The organism is Streptomyces sp. NPDC048637, assembly GCF_040650675.1.
In the GTDB taxonomy this organism is placed as follows: Bacteria; Actinomycetota; Actinomycetes; order Streptomycetales; family Streptomycetaceae; genus Streptomyces.
Map to the genome: position 1 here is coordinate 103,610 of NZ_JBEZHQ010000012.1, position 16,042 is coordinate 119,651.

Genomic DNA, 16,042 nt, shown 5'->3' on the forward strand with positions numbered 1-16,042 from the left:
GAGCTCAGTCGCTGCCTCGCTGCCAGTCATGGCGTCCGGCGAAGTGCAGCCATGCGGTCAGGGCCACCAGGACCGCTGTCGCTCCGCCGAGCGCCATGACCGCCGAGGGGGAGGTGCGGTCCAGGACGACCCCGCCGACCAGCGCGCCGAGCGAAAGGGTCGCCTGGAACGACGCGGTGAAGAGCACCGAGGCCGCCTCCGGGGCGTCGGGGGCGGCCTTGACGAACCAGGTCTGCGACGAGACCGGTACCGCTCCGTAGGCGATTCCCCAGACGATCAGCAGCGTCAGCGCACCCCACGCCCCCCGGCCGAGGAGGGGCAGCAGCAGGGTGGCACCGGCCAGCAGGGCCGCCGCGGTCCCGAAGGTGGCCCGGGGGCGGCGGGTCACTGTGGCACCGCCCAGGAAGTTGCCGGCGATCCCGGCGGCTCCGTACGTCAGCAGGAACACGGTGACCAGGCCGGGGGACGCCAGGTGGGTGACCTGCTCCAGGAACGGAGTGACATAGGTGTAGGCGCCGAAGTGCGCCAGCACGATGAGGAAGGTCATCAGCAGCGCGAAGCGGGTGGGGGTGCGGCGCAGCACCTCACGCAGTACCCGGGGCCGGGTCAGCTGCCGGGCAGGCAGTGCGGGGGTCACCAGAGCCATCAGGACGAACACCCCGATGGCCACGGCCCCCATGACGGCGAACGCGGTCCGCCAGTTGGCGAGATCCCCGATGAAGGTGCCGGCAGGCAGCCCGAGCACGGAGCCCAGGGGCACCGCGGAGAAGATCACCGCGGTGGCCCGGCCGACCGCTTCCGGTCGTACCAGCCGCTCGGCCAGACCCGCCCCGATCGACCAGAAGCCGCCGATGGTGATGCCCACCATGACGCGGGAGAGCAGCACGAGCCAATAGGCGGGGGCGGCCGCGGCGAGGAGGTTCGCCAGCGCCAGCAGGAGGACGAAGGCACACAGCATCAGCCGCCGGTCGATCCGGGCGGTGGCCACGGTGACGGTGGGAGCGGCGAGGGCGGCGAGGACTCCGGGGATGGTCATCATCAGCCCCGCGGTGCCGTCCGAGATGCCGAAGTCGGCCCCGATGACGGTCAGTAGGCCGATCGGCAGGATCTCGGTGGTGACGATGGCGAAGAGCCCCAGCATCACCGCGAGCACGGCGAGCCGGCCGTCCCACGGCGACCGGGCCGGTACGGCGGTGGCCTCGGGGGCGGTGGCATCGGCGGTGGTGGCATCCGGGGTCGCGGAGGGCACGGGGGTGGTGCTGCCGGAGCGGGCCGCGCCGGACGTACGGGTGGCGGGTGACATGGATTCCGTCCTGGTGGGCGAGCGAAAGCGGTGCCCTCCAGTCCAGCGCGCCCGGCGCCCCGCGTCTGGCAGCTATCCGACGTGGTGGTGGCCCGCCGCCCCGACGGCGGCGGCTCCCGTCAGGCGGCCTTCGCGGTGATGTCCCCGTTGCTGGTGGCCAGATCCAGCTGGAAGCGTGCCGCCGGGTCCTGGGCGATGCCTATGTGCTTCTCGCCGTTGTCGGTCTCGGCGGACAGCCGGTACGGGCCCTTCGGCAGCCGCACCGTGATCTCGCCGTTGGACGTCCTCGCCCGGACGTTCTGCGCGGCGGCGGGGGTGAGGTCGATCGCTCCGTTGGAGGTCTCGGCCGAGGTGCGCGCGCCCGACAGGCCGCGGCCGGTGATCCGGCCGTTGCTGGTCCGCGCGTCGACCGCGCCGGCCACGCCGTCCAGCTGGATATCCCCTGAGGAGGTGGTCATCTTCACCGGGCCCACCTTGGTCAGCTCCACCGAACCGGCCGAGGTCTCCCCGCTCACCGGGATGCCGGCCGGCAGCTCGACCGTGTAGTCCACGGTGCAGTGCGTGCCACAGCCGGCGAGCATCAGCACACCGTCCTCGACGCGGTGGGTGGCGCCCTGGGGACGGTCGCCGCGGTACGACACCGCGCGGTGGACCGACGCCGTGCCGCCGCCCTTGCCGCCGCGCACGGTGAGGCCCCCCGAGCCGCTGTCCAGCCGGATGGACGTGATCTTCTTCGACACCGTGGCGTCGTCCTGAAAGGTCTTCCCGGTCAGCAAGCCACAGGCGCTGAGCGCGCACACCCCGATGCCGGCCATCGCGACGACCCCGATGAAGCGGACCTGCTGACGCATGAATTCCCCCGGAAATGGTCGGTAGTTGACGAGGTGAGGGCCCTGCCCCGCCTGCTCCCCCGCTATGACGAGGCTATGGCCGCGGTCGCGGCCGGACCATGGGGAAATCCCCCGGATCGGGGTGTGGTGAGCCCCAGGTGCGGCCCGCGGGCGCCGGTGCGACGATTTTTGTGGGGGTGGTTCCTGTGCTGCTCATGGGGTGGACGAGGAGGCTTCCGGTGACTGCCACGAAGACATGGAACGCCGAGATCAGCATCACCGAGACCGACATGGAGGTCAGGGCCGAGGCCAGGCTGCGCGGCAAGGAAGGCGGGCAGATGGTCGGCCAGGGAGCGGCGCGCTGCAATCCCGCCGACGAGAACGTCCCGGCCATCGGCGACGAGCTGGCGGTGGCACGGGCGATGTCGGACCTCAGCCACCAGCTGCTCCAGCGGGCCGCGCACGATATCGAGGTGCACACGGCCCGGCCGGTGGAACGCCTGCGCGCCTGAGCCATCGGCACACCGGACGCCGTCCGGCAGACCCGGCCCGGCGTCCTTTCGGTGTGCCGTGACCGGTGTGCCGTGACCGGTGTGCCGTGACCGGTGTGCCGTGAGGCGCCCGCCCTGTCCGCAGGACTGACGCCCTGCTCCCGCCGCACATGTAATGGTTGAATGTATTTGACCCATGACCGCACGCTGGCGGACATGGCACGAATCCCAGATGCGCAGTGTGAACCGTGGTGGTGTCCCGCATGCGGCCTCTCCTCCGAATCCTGCCGACCGATCTCGGAACACCTCACGTCCGAGGGAATGGTGCGGTACCTGTGGTGCCACACCAGCGGATGGCTCATCGCTCTCTCCGACGTCCAGCTGATCCGGGTGAGCCCGGATGGGAAGCGCCAAACCACCGGCAGTGGGGTTCCGTAATGCCCGGGAAGGTCACGTGAAGCAGAATCACTACGGCCGTCTCGGGGCCGTACTGTCGGCCGATTTGATCAATCTGCCCGAGATGAGCGCGGCAAGCGTGCAAAGCCTGCTGGAGGCGCACGAGATCCGCCGCCCGGCAGTCGGCGACGCCGATGTGGACGGCTTTCGGTGCTGGCGGGACCAACTGGCCCGCGTTTTCGGTTCCACCGATCCCGCTGAGCAGTGCTCAGCCGTGAACGACCTGCTGATGGCGGCGACCATCCGCCCCTGGGTGACCACCCACGACGGCCTCCAGCCCCATCTTCACTTCGTCCCCGACTCGGCCGACGTGCTCTCCCGGGTCAAGGCGGTCACCGCCGGCGGCCTCGCCTTCGTCCTGTGCTGGGAAGGGGGCGCAAGACTCGGGCGATGCCTGCGCGCCGAGTGCTCCCGCGCCTATGTGGACACGTCCAGGAACGGGCGGCGGCGGTACTGCACGGCACGCTGCGGAAACACCGAAGCGGTGTTGCGCCATCGTTCCCGGTACCCGGGCGGCAAGCGGTAGCGGCTGACGAGAGCCATGGGCCAGGCCATGAGGAACGCCGTGGGCGGTCTCGCTGGGGAGCCCGTCGGCCCGTCGGCCACGACGCCGACCTCTACAAGGAACGGCACTGTCGAGCGCCTGATCAACAAGCTCAAGCCCTGGCGAGGCATCGCCACCCGAGACGACGAGACCCCCGACAGCTGCCTCGCCGGCCTCCACCTGCGTGCCTCGATGATCTGAGGCAAAGACTCCACTCGGACCGCTCATTGATCACGACTCACTATGCGTCCTAGTCGACGGCTCCCTCGGGCAAGGGGACCTCGCGGATCAGCGACGTGGAGAGTTTGGCGCCGCTCTCGGCGACGACCGGGGGAGAACAGACGGGCGGGCAGTTGGGCGCGGGTGAGGCCGACGGCATGGAGGGCTTCGGTGGAGGTCCGGTTCCGGGATATCCGTCAGGTGACGGATGTATGCGGCCAGTACGTCAACGAGAATCCTGCACGCAACTCGTGATCGATATTTGCGGAGGGGAGAGCTGAGGTACCGCATGGGCCCGCGGTTTCTGGTCCCGGATGGCCTCTCTGCTAACGGGTGGGTGCGCGCCAGCGGTTCGTACCGAGTCCTCCACAGGTCCAGGGAAGTCGATTTCTGCAAGTCAGCTGCGTTCGGTGATCTTTAGGACCGGAGACAGCCTCACCTGCGCTTGTCGCGAAATGGGTTGTTGGCAGTCAATCTTCATTTCGAATCCGGAAAGTCTCAACTCTTGATGATGACGATGCAGATACGCACGTGACGGTCGCGGTCGGAAACTGGTAGACACCGGCGCGGGAGGGGGTGGGCTCCTCGTGCCGGGTGGGGCGTAGCGGTTGTGCTGACGCTCGCTGGCGCCCGAATTGTTGGCCATCACGTCACTTTCGTCATTCCCTTTCTCCAACATGCATCCCAGCACCTTCGACATGGAGGGAATAACTAATGTCACGTAGACCTGGTTTCAACTATTGCTCGCGAAGACGGTCCCTGGCGGCGTTCACGGCCGTGCTCTGTGCGGCGATCGTCACCCTGGTGCTCGGCCCGTTGCCGGCTCATGCCGATGAGGCCTCGCCCAGCTTGCGAGCGGATGCGAGCGCCTATGCATTGGGAGCAAGCGTGACCTTGGACTACGCATCTCCCAGCGATCAAAGTTCGATCACGATCTACAAGGTCGGGTCGACTCCCGGAAAAGATCAATGGATCGCTCAATCAATGCTAGGTAAGTCCAGCGGCTCGTTTCATCCCCAGGTGACGGGGAGAAGCGGACGCTACTACGCAACGCTGAACGTCGCCGGCTCTGAGATCGCCAGGACCTCATTCACCGTTGGCAAATTCGACGAGCGGGCGCCGACGATCATGCAGGCCGGCCTACCGGAAGACAAGCCGCTGGAGAAGGCGCAAGCCGCACTCGACCGTGGATCAGTTCCCGGGAATGAGGTGGCGCTGGACGACGCCATGGACATGGGCTCCGGATACTTTCGCATCAGAAGCACAGCTGCCAACACCTGCCTCGCTCTTCCCGCGGACAACGCCGCCGGCGGTCCGACAACGTGGACCACGTGCAACGAGTCCTCACAAGTGTTCTACGCGGCCCCGGGCCTGCGCCCCGGAGGCTACTTCGTCAGGCCGCTGGACCTGGACGGATGCCTCAAATCTGACCGATCGCAGGAGCCCCAGGTGGGTTCCTGGGCGCCCCAGTACGGGAACTGTTCCGATGGCCAAGATGGAAAAGACGCACTCACCACCAAAGACAAGGCCAATGAGGCGGCTGCGGACCTGACCTGGAACTTCTTCCCGGTACAGGAAGGAAAAGCCGTAGAGAACAATCAGGTTGATTCGATCCCGTTCTCTGTCACGGAGCGATGGGCCAACTCCGTTCGCATGTGCAACTGGGGCGCATTCACCGCCTACTTCGTGTTCGACTACACCACCACCAATGCGGAAGGAGTCGGCACTGACGGGCACTATCAGTCCGGCACCGTCACCGCCGGGCAGTGCGTCGAGGCGGACCCACCGAGCGGGTACATAGTCGGCGCAGTCACCCCGGTTCTCCAAATGGAGGGCACTGGCTCCTGGGCCGCAATGGGCGCCACCACAATCGCCGGCTGGAAGGCCGATCTGACCGTCCACACCGACGGCAACCTGTGCAAGAGCTTTGCCTGGACCACTGCCCGCTCGTCCAACGCCGCCGTCGCCATGGATGCATACCCCGGAACAGACTGCTGGAACAACACTACGAACGGAGTCAAGAACACCTTCACCATGGACGACGCCTACACCTACGTGGTCGGCATGCTCCCGTTCATCTACCCCGGGAAAAAGTCGTTCGGATCCTCCCCGGAATCTCTCTTCTCGGGTCTCGGGAAGACCTTCGGGGCAAAGGTTCCTAACGCCACCAACAACATGTACAAGAACATCTCCTCACTCGGCTGGCACGCAGCCAAGTAACGACCGAGGGGTGTGCCCAGACGTGAGGTGGCCGCGAGGGTGAGGTTGTGCAGGCGGGCGTTGCCCTGCGGGCCGAGCCTCACCGGCGCAGCACGCGGACCTTGATGATCCGGGCGTTCGGTCCGGGTCGGGGTGCGGTGCGGGCTGCGCCGGGGGCGGGAGGACCGGTCCGTCATGCCCGCCTCGCCCAGGGCCCTGGGCACGAGGGCCTTCCGGGTTCGGTGTGGACGTCGTCATCCACACCGAACCCGGAAGGCCCTCACCCGTTCAAGATCCCGCAGCCGAGACCTGCCTCAGCATCCACAACCTCCCCGGACCGCACACCTAGGGCTTGTCCGCCGGGAAGTCCGGTCCGATCGTCAGTGTTACCGCGCCCGGTGCCGCGTCGGCCGATTCCGTCGCCTTGGTGCCGGGGAGGCGGCCGGCGAGGACCGCGCTCCGGTCCTTGAGCGCGGCCGGGTAGGTGAGCGTCGTCTTGTCCGTCGCCGGGGCGTTGCCGGTGGCGATGACCGTGAAGCCGAGCTTGCGCAGCTGCTCGGCGGCGGCGGCCGCCCGGCCGGGAGTGCCGGTGCCGTTGAGCACCCGGACCTGCACGGAACGGGCGGTCACCGGGTGCTTGGCGGCCTCGGCGAACTTCTTCTTCTCGGCGGCGCCGACCTCCCGGTCGTGCGCGAGGTCGGCGAACAGCCCGCCGGCCTGCGGGTATTGCCAGACGACATTGGCCTTGTCGGTGGGGACGTCGGCCTCGCGCGAGTAGTTGGGGACGGTCAGGAAGGTGAGGCGGTCGGTGGGGACGTCCTGGACGGTCGACGCCAGGTCGTACAGCGGCTTGAGGCCGTCCAGGTCGTTGTCGGTGGTGATGGACTTGGTGGCCGACTTGAGGAAGTCGTAGAGCTCACCCGGGCTGGTGAGCTTCGACTGGGCCTTCGCGGCCAGTGCCTTCATGAATTCCTGCTGACGGCCGATGCGGCCGAGGTCGGAGCCGTCGCCGACGCTGTAGCGGGTGCGGACATAGCCGAGCGCCTTCTCGTCCTGGACGTTCTGGCAGCCCGCGTCCATGTCCAGGTGGGCCTTCTTGTCGTGGATGGCGTACTTGGGGCAGACCTCTATGCCGCCCAGGGCGTTGACCATCCCCTTGAAGCCCTGGAAGTCGACCGAGGTGAAGTGGTCGATGCGCAGCCCGGTGTTCTGCTCGACGGTCTTGATGGTGCAGGCCGCGGCCTTTTCGATGCTCCCGGAGTCCCCGCCGATCGAGAACGCCTCGTTGATCTTGAAGTGGTGCGGGGACGACTTCGAGCCGTTGCCGCGGGTGCACGCGGGGATCTGCACCCAGGAGTCACGGGGGAAGGACACCGCGGTGGCCCACTTACGGTTGGCGGCGATGTGCAGCACCATCAGCGTGTCCGACTGCATGGTGGTCAGGTCCCTGCCGTACTTGGCGTTGGCGCCCGCGCGGCTGTCGGAGCCGACGACCAGGATGTTCTTCGAGCCGGGGCTGAGGTTGGCCGGCCGGTCGCCGTCGACCCCGATGTCCACGCCGCGGATGTTGCCGTCCAGCTCCTGGTAGACCCACGCCCCGACACCGGCCGTGGCGAGCAGCAGGACGCCGAGTACGCCGCCGGTCCAGGCGAGGATGCGGCCCCGGCGGGTCATCCGCAGGGTGCCCGGCCGGCCTCCCTTACGGGAGCCATCCCCGGACCGGCGGCCTGATTCGGTGGGTTTACGGCGCGATCCGGTGCCGGACGCGCGGGAGCCGCCGGGGGCGCGGGAGTCGTCGCCGGTGGGAGAGGACGAGCCGGGTGCGCCGTCGGCGCCCCGTCGGGCCGTCTGCTGGTGCGTCTGCCTGTCATGCACGCCGATGGCCCTTCTGGTCCTTCTGATGCTGGTGATGCGGGTGGTGCTGTACGGGGGAGGGGGTGGTCCCGGCAGCCGGGGGGACCGGCGGCGTCGGCAGGGGGTGGCGGTTCAGATGCCGGCGCTGGGCAGCAGCAGAATGGACTCGGGGTCGTAACGCAGCCACTGCGGACAGGCGCCGGGCAGGGTACGCAGCCGGCACCACAACTCGCCCGCGCCGTCCGTCCACCAGGCGTTGATCCGGCCCAACGTCCATCTGCCGTCCGGGTATTGGACCTCCACCGGCTGATAGACCCATCGCACCTCCGCCTCTGGAGGCGGGCAGTCCCAGGTCAGGAGTCCGCACCTCGTCGCCATCTCCCCCTCCGGCCGCGCCTGTTGCGCAATCTGCGCGCACTCTACCGGGAAGATCTACAGTGTTGTAGAAGTTGCCTGCTGTGGAGCGTTCGCCGCGCGGTGCGCCGGGTCCGGCCCGGCGAGGTCAAGGATCAGTGTGCACTCAGAGCGGCGTTGCTGCCTTGAGAACGACGAACAGCGCAACCGCTGCGTTGAGCGCGGAGAGCGCGGAGGCGGCCGTGCCCGCCGCGGCGACCAGAGCCGCCAGGCCCGCCGGGGTCAGCGCCGGCGGCCAGTGGCGGGCCGGCGGCACGGGCCCGAGCAGCGCCGCCACCCGGCGTGGCACCGGCCCCGGTTCGGGCGCGGCGAACTGCGCCAGTTCCACGGCCGGCGCCGGCCGCGCGACCAGCGCCGCCCGCCCCACGGCACGGGCGGTCAGCCGCCGGTCGCCGACCACCCGCGCCGCCTCCTCGTCCGCCCAGCGCTCGGTGGCGAAGGCGACCGCGGAACGCAGCGGCAGCAACAGCGGGTTGACGCAGCCGGCCAGGCGTACGACGAGCAGAGCGCGGTGGTGACGGCAGTTCAGATGTGCGCGCTCATGGGCGAACAGGGCGCGCCGCTCGTCGCCGTCCAGGCTGCGCAGCATGCCGCGGGAGACCGCGATCCGGCCGGGCCGGGCGTCCGGGGCGGGCGGGAATGCCGGGCACGGCGTAGGCGTACGGGTCGTCGTCCGGCAGCACCGCGGGGTCGGCGCAGGCCGGCAGTACCTCCAGCGCACGGTGGGCACGGGCGCGGACCCGGCCGTACCGGCGCAGCGCGGCGCCGCCCACGGTGAGCGCGGAGGCCAGCGCCGGGATCGCGGCGACACCGGCGATCTCGGCGTAGGGGACCGCGGCCCGCACCTGTGGGTCCGACCAGCCGTCGGGCAGCGGATTGCCGGGCAGTTGGGCGGTGCCGACGACCATCAGCAGCCCCAGGCAGAGGGTGCTGCACAGGCCGAGGACCGCGGCGAGCAGGGTCAGCAGCCGGGTGGTGGCGCGCGGGTGGAGGTGCTGTTCCGCGAGCCGGGCGATCGGCAGCGCGGTGAGTGGCAGGACGAGCGGCAGGAACACGAAGACGCCCACCGGTCAGCCTCCGCGTGCTTCGTCCGAGGGGTGGTGCCGGCGGGGCGCCGGGTCCGGGCCGGGCTCCGCGGGCGGGGCGCCGGCGGGTGCCGGGCCATCGGCGGGTGCCGGGCCATCGGCGGGCTCCGGGGCGTCGGCGGGCGCCGGGCCGTCGGCCGTGGCGCGGTCGAGGAGGGCGCGCAGCAATTGCTCGTCGTGTGCGGAGAGCGCGGAGACAAAGCTGGTCAGTACGGCGTCCCGGTCCGGTTCCCCGTCCAGTACGCGGCGCATCCGCAGTGCCGCGAGACCGGCCTCGTCGGCGGCCGGGGTCCAGACGTAGGCGCGGCCGGACCGTTCACGGGTGACGGCCTGTTTGGCGTGCAGCCGGGACAGGATCGTCATCACGGTCGTGTACGCGAGGCCGTCGCCGAGCCGTTCCTGCACCCAGGCGGCGGTGGCCGGGCCGGACGCCTCGTGCAGCGCGGCCAGCACCTGGGCCTCCAGCTGGCCCTGTCCGCGCCGGCGGGCGCGCTCCCGTCCGGGGCCGCCGAACTCCCCCGGCCCAGGGGTTCCCCCACTGCCCAGCGCCTTCCCGAAGGACTTCCCGCCCACTGTCGTCGCCTCCCGTCGCGCCGGGTGTCCCGTCGGCCGGGACGTCCGGGCATCTTACTGAGTGGCCGGATCCGGACGGTGGTTTGTCCGGCCCGCAGCCTGCGCCGCCGATCCCCCTCACTTTACTTCTACACTCCTGTAGATTTTGAGGCTCACCCGGAATGCAGGCAACACCTGGAGGGAAGCCATGGGAGTCTCGCTGGGCAAGGGCGGCAACGTCTCCTTGTCGAAGGAAGCACCCGGACTGACCGCGGTCACGGTCGGCCTCGGCTGGGACGTCCGCACGACCACGGGCGCGGACTACGACCTGGACGCCAGCGCGCTGCTGTGCACCGAGGCGGGCAAGGTCGCCTCGGACGCGCACTTCGTCTTCTACAACAACCTCACCAGCCCCGACGGCTCGGTGCAGCACACCGGCGACAACCTGACCGGCGAGGGCGAGGGGGACGACGAGTCCATCGATGTCACGCTGTCGGGAGTGCCTGCCGAGATCGCGAAGATCGTCTTTCCGGTCTCCATCCATGAGGCGGAGGGCCGGGGACAGAGTTTCGGCCAGGTCCGTAATGCCTTCATCCGCGTCGTCAACCAGGCGGACGGGGTGGAGCTGGCCCGCTACGACCTGAGCGAGGACGCCTCGGCCGAGACCGCGATGGTCTTCGGTGAGCTCTACCGGCACGGCGAGGAGTGGAAGTTCCGCGCGGTGGGCCAGGGCTATGCGTCCGGTCTGGCGGGCATCGCGGCGGACTTCGGCGTCAACGTCTGAGGCCGGGACCTCCGGGCGGGGAGGGCGGCCGCCGTCGGCGCCGTCCCTCTCCGGCCCCTTGCCGGGACGGTGCAGCAGCGGACGGTCGTCGCGACCGCCGTCTACAGCCATGTAGAAGTTCCCTGGCCGTGGCCCCTCAACGGAGAGTGCCCGGCTATTACCGCCTATAGAGGGATTTGCCCGGCCGGTGCGGGGTACCGTGAAGACACCAAGGGACTCGGGGACCACAACACCGGGCGCGCCGGTTTTCTGCGGCCCGCCCGAGTGAGGTGAACACCATGCAGACTCTGTGGACCGTGGTCGTGCTGCTGGCGCTGGTGGCGCTGGGGGCCCTGTTCATCGCCCGGGTCAACGCCCAGGGGGCCGGGCGGATGCCCACCCATCGGTACGCGGACTGGAAGCAGTCCGTACGGCAGCGGATGCACAAGCGGCCCCATGACGAGGCCCACCCCGAGACGCCTGCGGCCGGCCCGCCGCCGCCCTCCGGCAAGGCGGGAAACGACCTGTGACGTCCACGGCCCGCACCGTCCCGTCGTCCCAGGACTACGACGGGACCTCCCCGTTCCCCGACAGCGGCACGGTGTCCCCGCCGACCAGCGGCCGGCGGATGTATGTCACCGTGACCGGCATCATCGTCGTCGCCCCGTTCGTCGGGCTGGCCGTCGCGATCCCCCTCCTCTGGGGCAGCGTCGTCCACCTCACCGACCTCGTCCTCCTGGCCGTCTTCTACGTCCTCAGCGGTCTGGGCGTCACCGTCGGCTTCCACCGCGGCCTGACCCACGGCAGTTACACGGCCGCCCCCGCGCTGCGCATCGCGCTCGCCGTAGCCGGCTCGCTCAGCTTCCAGGGCGATGTCATCGACTGGGTCGCCACCCACCGCCGCCACCACGCCTATACCGACCGCCCCGGCGATCCGCACTCCCCCTACCGCTACGGCACCAGCCTGCGCGGTCAGCTGCGCGGACTGGTCCACTCGCACATCGGCTGGCTGTTCGGCGACGACCCCACCTCGCACCGCCGCTTTGCGCCCGATCTGCTCGCCGACCGGGGTATCCGCGCGGTGGACCGGGCGTTCCCCGTGCTCTGTCTGCTCACGCTCGGCCTGCCGTTCGCGCTGGGCTGGGCGCTCGGCGGCTCCTGGGTCACCGGGCTGACCGCCCTGCTGTGGGCGGGGTTCATCCGGATCGCGCTGCTGCACCACGTCACCTGGAGCGTCAATTCGCTCTGCCATGTCATCGGCGAACGGCCCTTCCGCACCCGGCGCCACGACCGGGCGACCAACCTGTGGCCGCTGGCCCTGCTGTCGTTCGGCGAGAGCTGGCACAACCTGCACCACGCCGACCCGACCTGCGCCCGGCACGGTGTCGACCGCGGCCAGCTCGATGTGTCCGCCGCCGTCATCCGGCTCTTCGAGCGCCTCGGCTGGGTCCGGGACGTGCGCTGGCCCGATCCCGAACGGGTGGCGGCCCGCCGGCTCAGGAGCACCGCATGACCACCGCCGGGGACCCTCCCCACCCAGGCCACGCCCAGCACCACGCGCCGCCCCCCGTCGCCCGTCTGACCATCGCCCCCCACACCGATACGGCCCGGCGCCTGGACGGTCTCTGGTGGCCGCACTCGACCGACCTGCTGGCCGAACTCCCGGAGCTGCTGACCGCGTTGCCCTTCGACTGGCCCCGGATCACCCATGCCACCGTGAACGGCGCGGGCTGGTCCGCCCTCCCCTCCCACACCCTCGTCGCCGGCCATGTCGTCCGCCTCCGCAGAACCACCGGCCGCCCCGGTCCGGACACCCTCTGCCTGGTCTCCGCCGGCAACGGCCGCTGGGACCTCCTGATCATCCCGCCCACCACCCCCGAGCCCGAGGCCGTCCGCATGATGGCGGAGATGGCCCGCACGGGGGAGCCGACACCGGCCTGAGCGGGGGCGCGGTGAAGGGGGCTACGACCTGCCTGCCGCCTGCCGCCTGCCGCCTGCCGCCTGCCCCCACGGCCCTCGGCTACTGCGGACGGGTGGTGTTCATCGGAAGAACGCCGATCCGGGGGCGTCGGTCCGTGAATCCGCTCATTACGTACTCATCATAAGAAAACGCAACAGAAGCGACGCCATCCCAGTGGTGCACCGGAAGCGGCGCAACTGAAGCGAAGCAACAGAGGAAGTGCAACGGAAGAAGACGCAACGGATCTCTCGGGGAGATCCCGACCGAAAGCGAGGGGCCATGGCTGCGACCAAGGTCATGAAGTTCTGGGCGGTGTGCCTGGTCATGCTGGGCAAGCTGCTGGCATCACTGGGGGTCTCCGCGGCGGCGTCGGCCGCGCGCCGGGACGCCGCACTGTACGAGCGGACCCTGGGCAAGGGGAACGCGGGCACCGAGGCCCCGGGTGGTGATGCCCCGGATGTGGGGCGCTGCGCGGTGCCGGATCACCAGCCGGATAGGGGGAGCCGTGCCGTACCTGCCCCCCGGACCGTGTCGCTGTACGGCCAAGCCGGCCCCGCCCGCCGGCTGTTCCCCCGCCCGGAGCTGCCGCCCACGATCAAGCAGCGCATCAGCGCCGAGGCTCATGGCACCTCGCCGGGGATGCGCAGCCGCATCACCTCCGGCGCCGAGCCGCTGACGGCCGACGGTCTCACCGCCAAGGCCGGGACCACGCCGGACGCCGACCGCGCCGACGCGGACACCGACCGGGCGCACGCCGACCGGGCGCACGCCGACCGGGCGCACGCCGACCGGGCCGGCGCGGACGCACGCCCCGCGGTTATTCCGGCGGCCCGCAATCGTGCGCACACCGCCCGCGTCGTCTGAACCGGGCGACAGCGCTTTCAGGCGTGATCCAGACGGCGGCGCACACCGGCGTGATCCACGCGGCAGCGCGCGCAGTGCACGCGACAGCACGGAGGCATGAGCCATCGCCGCAGCACGCAGCGGTGTTTCACCGGAGACGGACGCAGAGGCGGACGTAGACGCAGAGACGGACGCAGAGGCAGACGTAGACCCAGAGGCAGACCCAGAGGCAGACCCAGACGTAGACGTAGAGACGGAAGTAGTCGCAAGAGGCCGAGGCAGGTTCGGGCGCAGACCTGGGTGCAGGTGCGGACGAGGTGCAGAAGCCGACATGTTCCACGTGAAACGTACGTAGATGTGAATCACCTGAAGGCGCCGGGACGGACGCAGGCCCGCAGCAACGGGAGACCCGGCACAGCGACAGTTGCAGTAAAGGCGGCAGTGACCGCTTCAGCCATCGCACGAACACAGACCTGAACCACCCCCGCGTACCCCCGGAGTTCTACCGATCCGCCCCGACCGGGGCATCGGCTCCCGGGTCGCGACCTCGGGGCCCCACGACGAAGTGCAGTGCACTGCCACGTCGTTGGCCCTTGAGCGCCCGTGCTCTCCCCCGGGCGGGCGCATTACGCCGATGAGTGCCCCCGCGGGCCCCGGCGACCGTGTGGTGACGTATACCGGGCAACCGGTTTTCCGGTGCGGTGCGCCGGCTCCTTGTGGATGGTGTCCGCATTGCGCGCATCCCCTCGAAATGATCTCGGTGCGTCCGGCGAAGGCCGGCGAAGGCCGGCGAAGGAATCCGCATATTGGTCGACTTCTTCTTGACTGCTTGGTAAAGTCCCGAGCACTCATTGTGACTCGGCGATTTGAAGCAGCCGCCCGGGGTCATTCACCGTTCGAAATCCGGAGGGTTTGTGGAATGCCTGAGCTGGCGGACACCGGGAGGAGAATCAAAGAGCTGCGGGTCAGTGCGGGAATGACCCAGCACGACCTTGCCGGACCCGAAATGTCATCCAGCTACATTTCGTTGGTCGAGCACGGGAAGCGTATTCCCAGTGGCCGGGCACTCAAGATCCTTGCGGAACGCCTCGGGGTCGGTGTGGCGGAAATATCCGGAGCCGCCGCGCCCGCGGAAGAGACCGGCCGGGTCCGCCGGCTCGACCTGGTCGGACGATTGGTGGCGGCCCGCAGGCAATGGGACGGCGGCGACGTCGAAGGCGCCTTGTCCGAATTCCGTGCACTGGCCGAGGTGGAGCCGGCCCACCGGCAGGACGATGTTTTCACCGAGGCACAGCTCGCCATCGCGGAAATACTGGGCACGCTCGGCCGCGCCGATGAGGGCGCCGAGGTCCTGCAGCGGATGCTGGCGGCGCTCGCCCCCGAGCCGTACGCCGAGCCGCGGCTGCGCGCCCTGATCGCGCTCGCCGATCTGCTGGAGTCGGCCGGCCGGGTCCAGGACGGACTGCGCTACGCGCTGACCGGCCACCTCGAATGCGCCGGTCAGCGCCCCGGCACCGGCTTTCACTCACTGCTCGTCCTCGATGTGCTCACCCGCTGCGCCTACTGGAGCGGCTGCCCGGACTGGGCGCCCGATACCGACCACGGCCGGCCCTCGGCGGACGGTGTGCTCTCCGGGCCGCGCGCCTCCGTCGATCTGCACCGGGCGCTCGATCTGCGGGACCGGGGCGAGCCGGAGCGCGCCACCGAGCTGCTGGGCGAGTGTGCGCGCCGGGTCACCCCCGCCGCCGGGTTCCCGCTGTGGGAGAAGATCAACGGTCATTACGCGCTGCTGTTGCTGCGGTGCGGTGAGACGGCAGTGGCCCGCAGCATCGTCGAGCGCGGTCAGGTGGTCGCCTCGGTGGCTCAGGAGCCGGGTTTCCCGCTGTGGCTGACGACCGCGGACGCGGCCGGTGCGGAGGCGGCCGGTGACCCCGCCCGGCTCTTCTGCCTCGGCGAGGAGCTGGCCGCGCTCCCGGATACCGGCCGCAGCCATGAGAAGGCCGCCGCTCTCGGGGAGATCGCGGCGGCGTGTGCGCGGGCGGGCGACCGGGAAAGGGCCGTCGGGCACTTCCGGTATTCCGCGGAGCTGTTCCGGCGGGCCCAGGCGTACCGGCATGCCGAGCGGGCCCGGGAACGGCTGACGGAGCTCATCGAAAAGCGGGGCTGACGGCCGCCGGGTCAACGGCGCCGCCGCGGCACCTATTCCTTTGCTCCGCGCAAAGCGCGCTATTTCTTCGCCTTCTTTCCGAGCCCCAGTAATGCGAACAAGGCCTCCGCGGCGCCGATGATCGCCAGTATCATCCCGGCCTTGTGGAGTGAGATGACTGACGTCTCCACTTCCTTTGTGGTCAGCCAGAGGACCAGGCCTATGACCCCCACAACAATGCCTATGACAACACCCTTCATGGGTTTCCCTCGTTCCGTGTGATGGTGTCGGACTCCGTGTACGGACCAGCGTCCCGTCCGAGCGGCGCATTCGGATCATCCGCAGGTAGGCACTTTCCACCCGCCGACTGTCACTTTCTATGT

Annotated in this window: 15 protein-coding genes and 3 pseudogenes; 10 read left to right on the forward strand and 8 right to left on the reverse strand. The window is 69.8% G+C overall.

All coding sequences use genetic code 11. The features are described from left to right. Window positions 1-4: 4 nt before the first annotated feature. Together AB0C46_RS17930 and AB0C46_RS17935 are read right to left on the reverse strand one after the other, a co-directional pair. On the reverse strand, window positions 5-1,141 hold the full coding sequence (locus AB0C46_RS17930) for an MFS transporter (protein ID WP_362828828.1): 1,137 nt from the start codon (window positions 1,139-1,141) through the stop codon (window positions 5-7). 281 nt (window positions 1,142-1,422) lie between these two features. Further along, window positions 1,423-2,154 carry a DUF4097 family beta strand repeat-containing protein gene (locus AB0C46_RS17935; protein WP_362828746.1) on the reverse strand — a complete coding sequence of 244 codons (732 nt, stop codon included), beginning with the start codon at window positions 2,152-2,154 and terminating at the stop codon, window positions 1,423-1,425. A 218-nt stretch (window positions 2,155-2,372) separates the two neighbouring features. Between AB0C46_RS17935 and AB0C46_RS17940 the strand changes: the two genes are divergently transcribed. The 4 genes and pseudogenes from AB0C46_RS17940 (at window position 2,373) to AB0C46_RS17955 (ending at window position 6,063) form a co-directional block, all read left to right on the forward strand. Further along, window positions 2,373-2,645: a DUF1876 domain-containing protein gene (locus AB0C46_RS17940; protein WP_362828747.1), complete on the forward strand. Its 273-nt coding sequence runs from the start codon at window positions 2,373-2,375 to the stop codon at window positions 2,643-2,645. A gap of 433 nt (window positions 2,646-3,078) precedes the next feature. Beyond that, a complete protein-coding gene (locus AB0C46_RS17945; RefSeq protein WP_362828748.1) occupies window positions 3,079-3,606 on the forward strand; it encodes a CGNR zinc finger domain-containing protein in 528 nt (175 codons plus the stop codon). Between the two features lie 44 nt (window positions 3,607-3,650). Next, a pseudogene (locus AB0C46_RS17950) lies at window positions 3,651-3,825 on the forward strand (IS5/IS1182 family transposase); the annotation flags it as partial. Window positions 3,826-4,731: 906 nt separating this feature from the next. Beyond that, window positions 4,732-6,063: a hypothetical protein gene (locus AB0C46_RS17955; protein ID WP_362828749.1), complete on the forward strand. Its 1,332-nt coding sequence runs from the start codon at window positions 4,732-4,734 to the stop codon at window positions 6,061-6,063. Window positions 6,064-6,145: 82 nt separating this feature from the next. Here the strand turns inward: AB0C46_RS17955 and AB0C46_RS17960 are convergent. The 5 genes and pseudogenes from AB0C46_RS17960 to AB0C46_RS17980 all read right to left on the reverse strand — a co-directional run. After that, window positions 6,146-6,254, reverse strand: a pseudogene (locus tag AB0C46_RS17960) (leucine zipper domain-containing protein); the annotation flags it as partial. A gap of 133 nt (window positions 6,255-6,387) precedes the next feature. Continuing rightward, window positions 6,388-7,716, reverse strand: coding sequence for an LCP family protein (locus AB0C46_RS17965; RefSeq protein WP_362828829.1), 1,329 nt, complete (start codon window positions 7,714-7,716; stop codon window positions 6,388-6,390). A gap of 312 nt (window positions 7,717-8,028) precedes the next feature. After that, window positions 8,029-8,274, reverse strand: coding sequence for a hypothetical protein (locus tag AB0C46_RS17970; protein ID WP_362828750.1), 246 nt, complete (start codon window positions 8,272-8,274; stop codon window positions 8,029-8,031). Window positions 8,275-8,416: 142 nt separating this feature from the next. Beyond that, a pseudogene (locus tag AB0C46_RS17975) lies at window positions 8,417-9,377 on the reverse strand (M56 family metallopeptidase). A 3-nt stretch (window positions 9,378-9,380) separates the two neighbouring features. Further along, window positions 9,381-9,860: a BlaI/MecI/CopY family transcriptional regulator gene (locus AB0C46_RS17980; protein WP_362828830.1), complete on the reverse strand. Its 480-nt coding sequence runs from the start codon at window positions 9,858-9,860 to the stop codon at window positions 9,381-9,383. A gap of 295 nt (window positions 9,861-10,155) precedes the next feature. Between AB0C46_RS17980 and AB0C46_RS17985 the strand changes: the two genes are divergently transcribed. From AB0C46_RS17985 to AB0C46_RS18010, 6 genes are all read left to right on the forward strand, one after another. Then, window positions 10,156-10,731: a TerD family protein gene (locus AB0C46_RS17985; protein ID WP_362828751.1), complete on the forward strand. Its 576-nt coding sequence runs from the start codon at window positions 10,156-10,158 to the stop codon at window positions 10,729-10,731. Between the two features lie 278 nt (window positions 10,732-11,009). Then, window positions 11,010-11,240, forward strand: a complete 231-nt coding sequence (locus AB0C46_RS17990; protein WP_362828752.1) for a hypothetical protein — start codon at window positions 11,010-11,012, stop codon at window positions 11,238-11,240. Further along, window positions 11,237-12,223 carry an acyl-CoA desaturase gene (locus tag AB0C46_RS17995; RefSeq protein ID WP_362828753.1) on the forward strand — a complete coding sequence of 329 codons (987 nt, stop codon included), beginning with the start codon at window positions 11,237-11,239 and terminating at the stop codon, window positions 12,221-12,223. Before AB0C46_RS17990 ends, AB0C46_RS17995 begins: the two co-directional genes overlap by 4 nt. Continuing rightward, the gene (locus AB0C46_RS18000) at window positions 12,220-12,651 is read left to right on the forward strand and encodes a DUF5994 family protein (protein ID WP_362828754.1); all 432 of its coding nucleotides are present in this window, start codon (window positions 12,220-12,222) and stop codon (window positions 12,649-12,651) included. The genes AB0C46_RS17995 and AB0C46_RS18000 overlap by 4 nt, the downstream gene beginning before the upstream one ends. 298 nt (window positions 12,652-12,949) lie before the next feature. Then, on the forward strand, window positions 12,950-13,534 hold the full coding sequence (locus tag AB0C46_RS18005) for a DUF6344 domain-containing protein (protein ID WP_362828755.1): 585 nt from the start codon (window positions 12,950-12,952) through the stop codon (window positions 13,532-13,534). 898 nt (window positions 13,535-14,432) lie between these two features. Further along, window positions 14,433-15,680 (forward strand): helix-turn-helix transcriptional regulator, encoded by a 1,248-nt coding sequence (locus AB0C46_RS18010; RefSeq protein WP_362828756.1) that lies wholly within the window; start codon window positions 14,433-14,435, stop codon window positions 15,678-15,680. A 59-nt stretch (window positions 15,681-15,739) separates the two neighbouring features. Here the strand turns inward: AB0C46_RS18010 and AB0C46_RS18015 are convergent, their stop codons facing one another. Then, on the reverse strand, window positions 15,740-15,919 hold the full coding sequence (locus tag AB0C46_RS18015) for a DUF5708 family protein (RefSeq protein WP_362828757.1): 180 nt from the start codon (window positions 15,917-15,919) through the stop codon (window positions 15,740-15,742). Between the last annotated feature and the right edge of the window lie 123 nt (window positions 15,920-16,042).